The organism is Nitrincola alkalilacustris (assembly GCF_008973755.1).
In the GTDB taxonomy this organism is placed as follows: domain Bacteria; phylum Pseudomonadota; class Gammaproteobacteria; order Pseudomonadales; family Balneatricaceae; genus Nitrincola; species Nitrincola alkalilacustris.
The window spans coordinates 114,294-126,509 of sequence record NZ_WBOM01000009.1 but is presented as its reverse complement, the minus strand read 5'-3'; the positions used below and the strand labels follow the sequence as shown (position 1 = coordinate 126,509).

At 54.1% G+C, this 12,216-nt stretch carries 14 protein-coding genes; 11 read left to right on the top strand and 3 right to left on the bottom strand.

Translation table 11 applies throughout. The features are described 5' to 3' along the window. Window positions 1–100 precede the first annotated feature (100 nt). The 3 genes from dnaJ to F7R27_RS15835 all read left to right on the top strand — a co-directional run bounded on the left by dnaJ (window position 101) and on the right by F7R27_RS15835 (window position 2,546). On the top strand, window positions 101–1,234 hold the full coding sequence (gene dnaJ, locus F7R27_RS15845; protein ID WP_151705237.1) for a molecular chaperone DnaJ: 1,134 nt from the start codon (window positions 101–103) through the stop codon (window positions 1,232–1,234). 34 nt (window positions 1,235–1,268) lie between these two features. After that, a complete protein-coding gene (dapB, locus tag F7R27_RS15840) occupies window positions 1,269–2,078 on the top strand; it encodes a 4-hydroxy-tetrahydrodipicolinate reductase (RefSeq protein ID WP_206060535.1) in 810 nt (269 codons plus the stop codon). 156 nt (window positions 2,079–2,234) lie between these two features. Beyond that, entirely contained in the window at window positions 2,235–2,546 is a 312-nt protein-coding gene (locus F7R27_RS15835) for a YqfO family protein (protein ID WP_151705236.1), read from the top strand. Between the two features lie 16 nt (window positions 2,547–2,562). Here the strand turns inward: F7R27_RS15835 and F7R27_RS15830 are convergent, their stop codons facing one another. After that, window positions 2,563–3,135 carry an NUDIX hydrolase gene (locus F7R27_RS15830; protein WP_151705235.1) on the bottom strand — a complete coding sequence of 191 codons (573 nt, stop codon included), beginning with the start codon at window positions 3,133–3,135 and terminating at the stop codon, window positions 2,563–2,565. Between the two features lie 110 nt (window positions 3,136–3,245). On the opposite strand from F7R27_RS15830, the gene F7R27_RS15825 reads away from it, so the two are divergent. Then, complete coding sequence (locus F7R27_RS15825) at window positions 3,246–3,869, top strand: CoA pyrophosphatase (protein ID WP_151705234.1); 624 nt, start codon at window positions 3,246–3,248, stop codon at window positions 3,867–3,869. Here the strand turns inward: F7R27_RS15825 and F7R27_RS15820 are convergent. Beyond that, window positions 3,853–5,118 (bottom strand): HlyC/CorC family transporter, encoded by a 1,266-nt coding sequence (locus tag F7R27_RS15820; RefSeq protein WP_151705233.1) that lies wholly within the window; start codon window positions 5,116–5,118, stop codon window positions 3,853–3,855. The genes F7R27_RS15825 and F7R27_RS15820 overlap by 17 nt on opposite strands. 76 nt (window positions 5,119–5,194) lie before the next feature. Next, window positions 5,195–5,983 (bottom strand): cytochrome C assembly family protein, encoded by a 789-nt coding sequence (locus tag F7R27_RS15815; protein WP_151705232.1) that lies wholly within the window; start codon window positions 5,981–5,983, stop codon window positions 5,195–5,197. A 178-nt stretch (window positions 5,984–6,161) separates the two neighbouring features. Between F7R27_RS15815 and ffh the strand changes: the two genes are divergently transcribed. The 7 genes from ffh (at window position 6,162) to xerD (ending at window position 12,199) form a co-directional block, all read left to right on the top strand. Next, on the top strand, window positions 6,162–7,538 hold the full coding sequence (ffh, locus tag F7R27_RS15810) for a signal recognition particle protein (RefSeq protein WP_151705231.1): 1,377 nt from the start codon (window positions 6,162–6,164) through the stop codon (window positions 7,536–7,538). A 178-nt stretch (window positions 7,539–7,716) separates the two neighbouring features. Continuing rightward, window positions 7,717–7,968, top strand: a complete 252-nt coding sequence (gene rpsP / locus F7R27_RS15805; RefSeq protein WP_151705230.1) for a 30S ribosomal protein S16 — start codon at window positions 7,717–7,719, stop codon at window positions 7,966–7,968. Window positions 7,969–8,001: 33 nt separating this feature from the next. Next, a complete protein-coding gene (gene rimM / locus F7R27_RS15800) occupies window positions 8,002–8,523 on the top strand; it encodes a ribosome maturation factor RimM (RefSeq protein ID WP_151705229.1) in 522 nt (173 codons plus the stop codon). A gap of 3 nt (window positions 8,524–8,526) precedes the next feature. Further along, entirely contained in the window at window positions 8,527–9,276 is a 750-nt protein-coding gene (gene trmD / locus F7R27_RS15795; RefSeq protein ID WP_151705228.1) for a tRNA (guanosine(37)-N1)-methyltransferase TrmD, read from the top strand. 17 nt (window positions 9,277–9,293) lie between these two features. Continuing rightward, window positions 9,294–9,650 (top strand): 50S ribosomal protein L19, encoded by a 357-nt coding sequence (rplS, locus tag F7R27_RS15790; RefSeq protein WP_151705227.1) that lies wholly within the window; start codon window positions 9,294–9,296, stop codon window positions 9,648–9,650. A 150-nt stretch (window positions 9,651–9,800) separates the two neighbouring features. Then, on the top strand, window positions 9,801–11,273 hold the full coding sequence (locus tag F7R27_RS15785; protein WP_151705226.1) for a hypothetical protein: 1,473 nt from the start codon (window positions 9,801–9,803) through the stop codon (window positions 11,271–11,273). Further along, window positions 11,270–12,199 (top strand): site-specific tyrosine recombinase XerD, encoded by a 930-nt coding sequence (xerD, locus tag F7R27_RS15780; protein WP_151705225.1) that lies wholly within the window; start codon window positions 11,270–11,272, stop codon window positions 12,197–12,199. Before F7R27_RS15785 ends, xerD begins: the two co-directional genes overlap by 4 nt. Window positions 12,200–12,216 lie beyond the last annotated feature (17 nt).

Sequence of the window (12,216 nt, the reverse complement as noted above, 5' to 3'; positions counted from 1 at the left end):
TCCGCGCCTGTTCGATAGGGTATGTGTGGCGACGCGGGCTTATGCCCGCGTTGTCGTGTCCGGCTTCAATTGAAGTCTACAACCGGATCAGATTCGGATTATGTCAAAGAAAGACTACTATGAACTGTTGGGTGTGTCGCGTGACTCATCCGATCGTGATATCAAAAAGGCTTATCGCCGTCTGGCCATGAAGTATCATCCGGATCGCAATCCGGATAATCCTGAGGCGGAAGAGAAGTTCAAAGAGTTCAGCGAAGCCTATGAGGTGCTGTCAGACGCCCAGAAGAAGGCCGCCTATGATCAGTTTGGTCATGCCGGCGTGCAGGGGCAGGGTGGTGGCGGTTTCCATGGTGGTGGCTTCGAGGGCAACTTCTCCGATATCTTTGGCGATGTCTTCGGCGATATCTTCGGTGGGGGTGGCGGTCAGCGGCGCAGCAGTGTGCAGCGCGGTGCCGACCTGCGTTATAACCTTGATCTCAGCCTTGAGGAAGCGGTACGTGGCTGTGAAAAAAGCCTGCGTGTGCCGACACTTGTGGCCTGTGATGTCTGTGACGGCTCCGGTGCTAAGCCGGGAACCAGCCCACGTACCTGCAGCACCTGTGGTGGTGTCGGTCAGGTCAGGATGCAGCAGGGTTTCTTCTCTGTGCAGCAAACCTGCCCAACCTGTCATGGTCGCGGCAAGGTGATCCCGGACCCCTGTACAGCCTGTCATGGCCATGGCCGTGTTGAGAAGGTCAAAACATTGCAGGTCAAGATCCCGGCGGGTGTGGATACGGGCGACCGTATTCGTCTGGCGGGTGAGGGTGAAGCAGGTGGTAATGGTGGTCCTGCAGGTGATCTCTATGTTCAGGTCAGTGTGCGTGAACATCCGATCTTCCAGCGTGACGGTAAGCACCTTTTCTGTGAAGTGCCGATCAGCTTTGTAGATGCCGCACTCGGTGGTGAGCTGGATGTGCCGACACTGGATGGCCGTGTCAAGCTGAAGATCCCTGCAGAAACTCAGAGCGGCAAGCTGTTCCGCCTGCGTGGCAAGGGCATCGCCCCTGTCCGTGGTGGCTCAACCGGCGACCTGATGGTGCGGGCCATCGTCGAAACCCCGGTCAACCTTAACAGTCGCCAGAAGGAGCTGTTGCGTGAGTTCCAGGATGCGACCGAAGAGGGCAAGGGTAAGCACAGTCCCAAGCGGCATGGTTTTTTTGATTCCGTCAAAAAATTCTTTGAGGATATGACCTGATTATCAGGTCAGCAGATTCGGGCATGGTAAACGCATGATCAGAGTAGCAGTCACCGGTGCGGCCGGTCGTATGGGGCGAACCATCATAGAGGCAATCCACCAGGCCGAAGGCGTGCGCCTGTCAGCTGCGATTGTCGAGCCGGGAAGCAGTCTGGCAGGTGCTGATGCCGGTGAGCTGGCCGGTATCGGCAAGCTGGGTGTTCTACTGAGTCCGAGCCTTGATCAGGTGTTGGATCAGTTTGATGTGCTGATTGACTTCACGTCACCTGAGGTATCGATGGGTAACGTGGCTTTCTGTGCTGCACATGGCAAGCAGATAGTGATCGGCACCACAGGGTTGGATGATCTGCAGAAAGAGCGTCTGCGTAAGGCGTCCGATAAGACGGCGATAGTATTTGCACCAAATATGAGTGTCGGTGTCAATCTCTGCTTTAAACTGCTGGAGATCGCCGCGACTGTTTTGGGTGATGATGCCGGTTACGATATCGAAATTATCGAAGCGCACCATCGTCATAAGGTGGATGCTCCTTCCGGCACTGCGTTGCGTATGGGTGAAGTTATTGCTGATGCACTGGATCGCGATCTGAAAAACTGTGCGGTTTATGGCCGTCAGGGTTATACCGGTGCGCGTCCTGAGAAGGAGATAGGTTTCGAAACCATCCGTGCTGGTGATATTGTCGGTGATCATACGGTGCTCTTTGCCACAGAAGGTGAGCGTATCGAGATTACACATAAGGCCTCCAGTCGAATGACCTTTGCCAAGGGGGCCGTCAGAGCGGCAGCCTGGCTCAATAGCAAGCCGGTTGGTCTGTATGACATGCAGGATGTGCTGGGTTTGCGCTAAACTCAAAGAGTTCTTCTTACTCGCCCGCTCTTGCGGGCCTTTTTTTGGGGAGCCTTATGAGGAAAAGGGGTCAGGTACATTTACGGTGGACCGTAAATGTACCTGACCCCTTTTTCCTGACCCCTTTTCCCTTTTCCTGATATTTGAGGGCAATTAATGTATAAATTATGTTTCTTTGTGCCTGAGGCTGATCTCGAAATTGTCAAACAGGCGCTATTTGACCTCGGTGTCGGCAGGATCGGTGACTACGGCAGTTGTTGCTGGCAGACGCTGGGTACGGGTCAGTTCAGGCCCTTGTCGGGCAGCAATCCGCATATCGGACAGCAGGATGAGCTGGAGAAAGTGGCGGAGTGGAAGGTTGAGATGGTCTGTGATGATCAATTGATCGGCCAGGCGGTTGCTACCCTTAAGCAGGCCCACCCCTATGAAGAGGTGGCCTATGATGTCTGGCGGCTGGAAGATCTATAAGGGTTATTTGGTGAAGTTACTGCGCAGTGCCTTCACGCGTGATCAGCTTGCCCTTTTCGCTGATATCCAATTCTATATGGCGCAGAGGGAAGGTGCCTAGCTGCCGGTCCTCGAAAAAAAAGCGCAGAGCGTTGCGGATGGTTTCAAAGGCCAGATCATTCCATGGGATCTCATTTTCATGGAAGAGTTGAACTTCCAGAGACTCATCGCTGCTGCTGAACTCGGGTTCTGGCAGGTGGGCGAGATAGATCATCTGCACCTGATTGACATGCACGATGGAGGTAACTGTATAGAGCTGGCGGATCAGGACATTGGCATTGGCCTCTTCCAGTGTCTCGCGCAGCGCGGCATCTTCGGTTGATTCACCATTCTCCATAAACCCTGCTGGCAGAGTCCAGTAGCCATAGCGAGGCTCAATGGCGCGTCTGCACAGTAGAACCTGCTGGTTGTAGATTGGCAGACAACCGGCAATAATTCGAGGGTTCTGGTAGTGAATAGTGCCGCAGTTTCCGCAGACATAACGTTCGCGATTATCCCCTTCGGGTATTCTGCTGGTGACGGGGGCGCCGCACTGGCTACAAAACTTCATAGGTTGGGTTCCTTGTGTCTGCACCCATTTTAGCCGTATCGCAGAAGGCTCGTCGACCCATTTTGTACTGGATTTGAGCGCATGGCCAATAAGCGCTGACAGGAGAGCAGATGCTGGATCAGGTGGCGAAGAGGTTAAAGCATTATCGACCCTGGCGGTTGAGAACTCAGGGGGTTGAGGCTGCCGTTCTGGTGGTGATGACGGATAGGGTTCATGACCCTGAAATTGTGTTGACAGTACGTTCTCACCTGCTTTCAACACATCGTGGTGAGGTGGCTTTTCCGGGTGGTAAACGAGACCCTGAGGATGTTGATCTGCTGCACACGGCATTGCGTGAAGCTGAGGAGGAGATCGGTCTCAGTCAGGATAAGGTCAGCATCATAGGCTCACTAGGGCAGGTGGTATCCAAGCATAAGCTGCAGGTGACACCCTGGGTCGGAGTGATTCCATCACACCTGCCCTTACGTCCGAATCCTGGTGAGCTGGATAAGGTGTTCAAGGTACCGGTTTCCTTTTTTCTGGAAGGTAATCAGCAGCGCATGGATAGCTTTATATATGAGGGGCGTACCCATACTGTTCCCGTCTGGGAGTATGACGGTGAAATTATCTGGGGGCTGACTGCCTATATTCTGACAGAGTTTCTGAATGTCGGGTTCGGTGCCGGACTGGCTGTTCCGCCGCGCCCGGAGAGGTTGGCGGACAGCGCTGCGAAAGTTGTCAGGAAGGACTGTTGATGAGTTGAATCCGTGCCGTTTGGATGCATTTATCCTGGATCTGCAGGGTCTCTACGCGATAATTGTTGATTTCAAGACAGACATTGGCATCCGGCAGTGACTCAAGTGTTTCGGTGATCAATCCATTCAGTGTCTTGGGACCGTCAGTGGGCAGGTCCCAGTTCAGCACGCGGTTGATATCACGCACATAAGCACTGCCGTCGATAAAGTAGCTGCCATCATCCTGAGGATGAATATCCTCCGCTATATCGCTGTTCTCTTCAGACAGTTCCCCGACTATCTCTTCCAGAATGTCTTCCAGAGTTACGATCCCCTCAACATCTCCATATTCATCCACCACGATGCCAATGCGTCGGCTTTTTTTCTGGAAGTTGAGCAGTTGAGTCTGCAAGGGTGTGCTTTCCGGCACGAAATAGGGGTCTCGGGCGACCTGCAGAATGGACTCTCTGGTTACCTTACCCTGCTGAATCAACTGCGCCAGATTGCGCATATGCAGGATACCAACCACCTTGTTGATATCACCATGATAGATGGGGAGTCGAGTGTGGCTGGTTTCTGACAGTTGCTGAAGAATCGTATCCAGATCATGCTCCAGATCTATCCCTTCCACCTCGTTACGCGGAATCATGATGTCGTTCACGGTGACATCATTGAGCTGTAATACACCCAGTAGCATTGATTGGTGGCGTTTGGGCAGAAGGGCACCGGCTTCATTGACCAGAGTGCGCAGTTCTTCAGTGCTGAGGTGATCACCGTTGTTGTCAGAAACTTTGATTCTGAGTAATTTCAGCAGGCCATTGGTGATGGAGTTGACTGCCCAGACCAGCGGATACATGACTTTGAGCAGGGGGGTCAATACAAATGATGCTGGAAAAGCGATGCGTTCCGGGTGCAGGGCTGCCAGTGTTTTTGGCGTCACTTCGGCAAAAACCAGAATGATCAGAGTCAGCGCACCGGTCGCAATGGCGATGCCGGCATCACCCCACAGGCGCACGGCAATAACGGTCGCTATGGCGGAAGCCAGAATGTTGACAAAATTATTGCCAATCAGAATCACGCCGATAAGGCGGTCCGGGCGCTCGAGAAGCTTGCTGGCCTTGGTGGCGGCACGGTGCTTGTTATTGACCAGATGGCGTAACCGGTAGCGGTTAAGTGACATCATCGATGTTTCTGAGCTGGAGAAAAAAGCAGACAGCAGAATCAGAAACCCAAGTAGGATCAGCAGTGAACCTATCGACGCATCTTCCAAAAGTTAGAGCCTTTATTGACCAAATGGGGAACCATTCTCTGGTTACAGGGTTTAACTGTCAATAGCTTTGTCGGACTCAGAGCAGAAGTTCCAGCACCAGCTTGGAACCGAAAAAACCCAGCATCAGCAGAATGAAACCACCGACCGTCCAATTGGTGGCACGACTGCCGCGCCATCCGAGGAAGTGACGGCACGCAAGCAAGATGCCATAGATGACCCAAGCCGCGATGGAGAGGACGGTTTTATGTACCAGGTGCTGGGCAAACAGGTTCTCCACAAACAGCATGCCGCTGAGCAGCGACAGGCTGAGCAGGATAAAGCCGACCCAGAGCATCTCGAACAGCAGTCTTTCCATCAGTTGCAGCGGTGGCAGACTGGCAACCAGTCCGCGCGTGTGGTGCTGCTTGAGAGCCGCTTCCTGGCGTGACAGCAGAATCGCCTGAAGTGTGGCCAGTGTGAAAATGCTGTAGGCCAGAATGGACAGAAGAATATGCACCAGCAGGCCGCCCTCGAAGGCGCGATACTGGCTGCTGCCCGGCAGTAGTGCGGCGAGTGCAAGCGCCAGAATGGCCATCGGGAAAACACCGATGAACAGATTGTCGAGTCGCTGACGCAAACTGCTGCCCAGCACGAGTGCTGCGACCAGCCAGGCGATCAATGATCCGACACTGAAAAAGCCCAGATTGACCCCTTCAGCCTGATGCAGTGTCAGAAAAACCGCTCCGCCATGGCTGATGAATCCCGCCAGTCCCAGCCCCAGAACCTTATTGCGTGTATCAGATCTGTTTTGCTTCAGGCGCTGCCACTGCATGGCAGTCGCGGCCATATAGCAAACTATCGCAATCAGTGTGGTGACTATGAGCATCCTGAAATCTCTCCTTTGAAGGCGCCAAGTTTGGCATAAACTTCAGGCAGAGGAAATATAAGGTGCCGTGTAACTGGCCCCTTCTGTATAATAAGGGTTTTGATAAAGATCAGTTGCCACCATCACCACGCGAAAAAGGGTGTCGAGGCAACAAGCGATCAGCGATACAGAGGCAAACATGTTCGATAATCTGTCACAACGGCTTACACAGACGCTGCGCAGTGTCACCGGCCAGGCCCGGCTGACCGAAGACAACATCAAGGCGACTCTGCGCGAAGTGCGCATGGCTCTGCTTGAAGCAGATGTTGCGCTGCCGGTGGTCAAAGAGTTTATCAATGGCGTCAAGGAGCGTGCGCTGGGCACTGAGGTCAGTAAAAGCCTCAGCCCCGGACAGGTGTTCGTCAAAATCGTCAATGATGAGCTGGTTCGTGTCATGGGTGAGGCGAATGCCGAACTCAATCTGGCCGTAACCCCACCCGCCGTGGTCATGATGGCCGGTCTGCAGGGTGCGGGTAAAACTACCTCGGTTGCCAAGCTGGCGCGCTTTCTGAAAGAGCGGAAAAAGAAAAAAGTGCTGGTTGTCTCAGCCGACGTGTATCGCCCTGCTGCGATTCGTCAGCTCGAAACCCTGGCCAGTGAAGTTGGCGTTGACTTCTTTCCCTCCAGTATTGAGCAGAAGCCCGTTGATATAGTCAATTCAGCGATCCGTCACGCCCGTTTGCAGCACCATGATGTATTGCTGGTGGATACCGCAGGTCGTCTGGCGATCGATGAAGCGATGATGGAAGAGATCCGTCAGCTGCATGCTGCCATCAATCCGGTTGAAACCCTGTTTGTGGTTGATGCTATGACCGGCCAGGACGCTGCCAATACCGCGCGCGCCTTCAATGAGGTGCTGCCGCTGACTGGTGTGATTCTGACCAAGACCGACGGTGATGCACGAGGCGGTGCGGCCCTCTCGGTGCGTCATATTACCGGCAAGCCGATCAAGTTCCTGGGTGTTGGTGAAAAGACCGATGCACTTGAGCCCTTTCATCCGGATCGTGTGGCGTCGCGTATCCTTGGCATGGGTGATGTGCTCAGCCTGATTGAGGAGGCCGAGCACAAGATCGACAAGGAGAAGGCGGAAAAATTCGCCAACAAGATCTCCAAGGGTAAACGCTTTGATCTGGAAGATTTCCGCGAACAATTGCAGCAGATGAACAGCATGGGCGGCATGATGTCGATGCTGGAGAAGCTGCCGGGTATGGGGCAGATGGCGCAGGCTGCTCAGTCGGCTCAGGCCGAGAAAGGCATGATGCAGATGGCGGTGATCATCAACTCGATGACACCGGGCGAGCGGCGTAATCCCGATATCATCACAGGCTCGCGCAAGCGTCGCATTGCAATGGGGTCAGGTACGCAGATACAGGATGTTAACCGTCTGCTCAAACAGCACAAGCAGATGGCAAAAATGATGAAGAAATTCGGTAACAAGGCAGGTATGGCCAAGCTCGGTCGCAGTATGAAATCGATGCTTCCGCCGGGAATGGGTGGCGGTTTTCCGCGTTTCTAGCGTTATGCAGGCTGATATGAAGGCTGCAGGCTTTCAATAGCTGATTAATTGGCGTACAATCCGCGCCTCTAATTCCAGATTGGCCCTCAGTCAGCAGGCTTACACAGTGAGCTGGCTGGGGAAATTTAACGATGGGCGATCTCAAAACCCATCCTTGCGAAATAAAGGGGTCCAGCGCATGGTCACTATTCGTTTGTCTCGCGGCGGCGCCAAAAAGCGTCCGTTCTATCACATCACCGTTGCCGATTCACGCTTTGCGCGTGACAGCCGCTTTATTGAGCGGGTGGGCTTTTTCAACCCTGTAGCCCGGGGACAGGAAGAGCGTCTGCGTGTTGACCTGGAACGTGCAGAGTTCTGGATCAGCAAAGGTGCTCAGCCGTCTGAGCGTGTTGCTCAGTTGCTGAAAGACGCACGCAAAGCCGCACAGTAAGCTGGCTTGGCGAACCTGCAAGGGGTATGAAAGATGTCTGAAGAACTGACAGTAGTAGGTCGACTGACCTCTGTCTATGGCATCAAAGGGTGGGTAAAGGTGTTTTCCTATACCGATCCGATGACTAGCCTCTTCGGCTATCAACCCTGGCAGGTGAAACGTGGTGGCGAACTTCTGACACTTAAAGTGGAAGAGTGGAAGCCCCACGGAAAAGGCTTGATTGCCAAGCTGGCTGGCATGGATTCACCGGAGCAGGCGAAGCAGTTCTGCGGGCTGGATATACTGGTACCGCTGTCTGTACTGCCGGATCCGGGTGAAGACGAGTATTATTGGCACCAGCTTGAGAATCTATTGGTATATACCGAATCCGGCGTGCTGCTGGGTCGGGTGGATCATCTGATGGAAACCGGTTCGAATGATGTACTGGTTGTCAGGGGCACCGCGGAAAGTATTGACCGCGAGGAGCGCCTGATTCCCTATCTGCCGGATCAGGTGATCAAAGAGATTAATCTTGACGAGGGACTGATGCGGGTTGATTGGGACCCGGAGTTCTGAGTTGTGTGGTTTGGAATTGTAACGCTGTTTCCGGAGATGTTTGAAGCGGTTACCCGCTTCGGTGTCACCGGCAGAGCTGTACGCAACGGCTTGATGGATGTCAGTTGCTGGAATCCGCGCGACTTCGCGCATGACCGGCATCGGACGGTGGATGACCGACCTTACGGCGGTGGTCCAGGCATGCTGATGAAGGTACAGCCTCTGCGCGATGCAATTGCAGCCGCAAAGGTACAGGCAAAAGGTCGGGTGAAAGTGATTTACCTTTCACCTCAGGGGCGCAGGCTGGATCAGGCCGGTGTCAGTGAACTGGCCGCTGCTGACAGTCTTATTCTGGTTGCCGGACGCTACGAAGGTATCGATGAGCGTCTGATCAGAGCTGAGATTGATGAGGAGTGGTCGTTAGGTGATTTTGTTCTGAGTGGTGGTGAGTTGCCAGCCATGGTGGTGGTGGACGCGGTTTCGCGGCTGCTGCCCGGCGTGCTGGGACATGCGGATTCGGCAGCCGAAGACTCTTTTTTTGAAGGTCTGCTGGATTGCCCTCACTACACCAGACCGGAAGTGCTTGATGGTATGAACGTGCCGGAGGTGCTTCTAAGCGGAAATCACGAACATATCAGGCGCTGGCGGCTGAAACAACAGCTCGGTAGAACCTGGGAAAGACGACCGGATTTGCTGGATAAGATTGATCTGAACCCGGAACAGCAGGCGCTGTTAAGCGAATATATCCGCGAAGCCGGTGAGGCGTGCGGTTAAATTTACAGGAGCGAGCGATGAGCAGCAAAAATGCAATTATTCAGCAGATCGAAGCTGAACAGATGAGTAAGCAGGTGCCTCCTTTCGCACCGGGCGATACTGTTAACGTACAGGTTAAAGTGGTTGAGGGCGAGCGTAGCCGTCTGCAGTCTTTTGAAGGTGTAGTGATCGGCATTCGTAACCGTGGCCTGAACTCTGCATTCACTGTACGTAAAATCTCCCACGGTGTGGGCGTTGAGCGTACTTTCCAGACTTACAGCCCTGTCGTAGAAAGCATCAGCGTGGTTCGCCGTGGTGATGTGCGTCAGGCTAAACTCTACTACCTGCGTGAGCGTAGTGGTAAGTCTGCACGTATCAAGGAAAAACTGGGCTGAGTTGACTCAGTACCGGAAACAAAAAAGGCGGCCTCAGGGCCGCCTTTTTTGTTTCCTCGACAATACGATTTGATTTAACCGGATTTCTCGCCATTTCTCGTTTACCGATTTAGAATGATTTGTAATATAGACCATTTTGGGATTGTTGTTATGCGCAAACTCGGGTTGTTGGCTGGTGTACTCTTCCTGGCGTTATTGGTGGTGGCGGGAGGATACGGGTTTTACTGGTATCAGGTGAAGCGCCAGGTCGACGCTGTGGTGGCGGAGATGCGCCCGGTCATGCAGGTTGAATACAGTGGTCTTTATGTAAATCCCCTGTCTGAGATCCGGGTAAATGGGATCCGGGCAACACCCGTTGGCTTCTCAGACCCCTTTACCATTGATGCCATCAGCTTTCGTAGCAGTGATCCTCTTTTCTTAATGGATCCAGGTGCAGCCCTTAACAAGGGGCGTTATCCAGCGCAGGTCAGCGTGGCAATGGAAGGGTTGGGTGTCAATCTGAACTCTCCCTGGCTGCTCGAGCTGGAGCAGCAGGCGCAGCTGCTGGAGGAGCCTGACTTCATCAGCCCGGAGGCGCTGGGTTGTGGTGATCTGTCTCGGCTGGACCTCGCGGCACTGCGTGAAATGAATATCCGGCGAATGAATATGGACTTCTATTCTGTTTTCCAGTTCGACGAGCTCATGGGTGAAATTCGCATGGACAGTGATATGCAGATGCGTGATTTTGCCTCAGTCGGCTCCAGTGCGCGTCTGACAGTTCCAGCTGGACAGATTTCGCCAGAGATGATGATGGGCACACTGCGTATGAATCGCCTTGCCTTTAATTACACGGATTCGGGCTACAATCAGCGCAAGGCAGAGTTCTGTGCGGCGCGTGCCGAAGTTTCGCAGGAGGAGTATCTGGAGCTGCATGCTGGGCTTTTTCGCCAATGGCTGATGGGCGAAGGTATCTATCTGGATGATATGCTGGCCGATCTCTATCTGGAGCTGAATCGACCGAGTGCGCGGTTGGAGTTCATTATCAGTCCACCGGGCGGGGTGGGTCCGGAAATCATCATGATGGCGCAGAATGTGGATGCGCTGCTGGAGTTCCTTAATCCCGTAGTGAATGTGAATGACAGAACCCTGCTGCTCAGAGATATCAACTGGGAAGATTTGATGCGGGCTCCGGTTGTTCGCTCGCCAGCAGCCTCGCCTGAAGTGATGGAGATTGCACCGCTGTCTGCGGAGGCGGGCATGCCTGAAGCCGAGCTGGTTGAGCTGGAAGATCAGATAAGTGTTGCTGAGTCAGCTGTTGACCCTACCCAGCTAGATGAGCGTGTTGATGATGTCGCTGCCGAATCTGTTGCTGAATCTGCCGCAGAGGTGGCCCTGCTGATGCCTGGCATACCGGCGCGCCCCCAGACCAGGCCGGAACGCCATTTTCAGGCGACCTCTACGGATGAGTTGGAACAGTACCTGGGTCTGCCGGTACGCTTTTATACAGCGATGGGTAAGCGTGTCGAGGGGCGTCTGATCAGTGTGGAGGATGGCAGTCTGCGAGTTGAGCAGAGGGTTAATCGTGGTGTTGCCGAGTATCCGGTGTCGATCGATCGTGTCAGCTCTCTGGAGGTATTTCGTTGACGATTGATCTGCGGCTGACGGCACTGGAGCCGGATGCGCAAGCGCGGGAGCTGATTGAACAATACTGTCAGCATCTGTGGCTGGAAAAGGGGCTGAGCGACAACAGTATCGCTGCCTATCGCAAGGATCTTAATCATTTTGCTGCCTGGTTGGGTGAACAGCATGCCACGCTCCTGCGGGCTGATCGGCGCTTACTGCAGTCCCATCTGGCCTGGAGGATGCAGGCGCGCCTCAAGAGTGCATCAACGGCTCGGTTACTCTCCTGTCTGCGTGGATTCTACCGTTATGCGCTGCGTGAAGGTATGACGGAGCAGGATCCGACGTTGAATATTGATAGCCCGCGCCGTGGGCGCCCCTTGCCTAAAACCCTGAGTGAGTCGGATGTGGAGGCCCTGCTTTCTGCGCCAGATGTGTCTGATACGCTGGGGCTGCGTGATCGCACCATGCTGGAACTCCTTTATGCGGCAGGGCTGCGCATCACTGAACTGGTGACGCTGGAGCTGGAACAGTTGAATCTGCGCCAGGGGGTGATCAGAATCATCGGCAAGGGAGATAAGGAACGATTGGTGCCGATCGGTGATGAAGCGCTGGCATGGTTGCAGCAATATATGAAACAATCACGCCCTTTGTTGCTGGGTGCCGTGCGCTCTGAAGTGCTGTTCCCGAGTAAGCGAGGGCAGATGATGGCGCGCCAGACGTTCTGGCACAGGATCAAGCTTCATGCACAGACGGCGGGCATAGATAAGCCCCTGTCGCCGCATGTGTTGCGCCATGCTTTTGCCACGCATCTGCTCAATCATGGTGCGGATCTGCGTGTGGTGCAACTGCTGCTGGGGCATGCCGACCTGTCAACCACGCAGATCTACACGCATGTAGCGACGCAGAGGCTGCAGGATCTGCATCAGCAGCATCACCCCAGAGGTTGAACTTTTGGGTGATATCA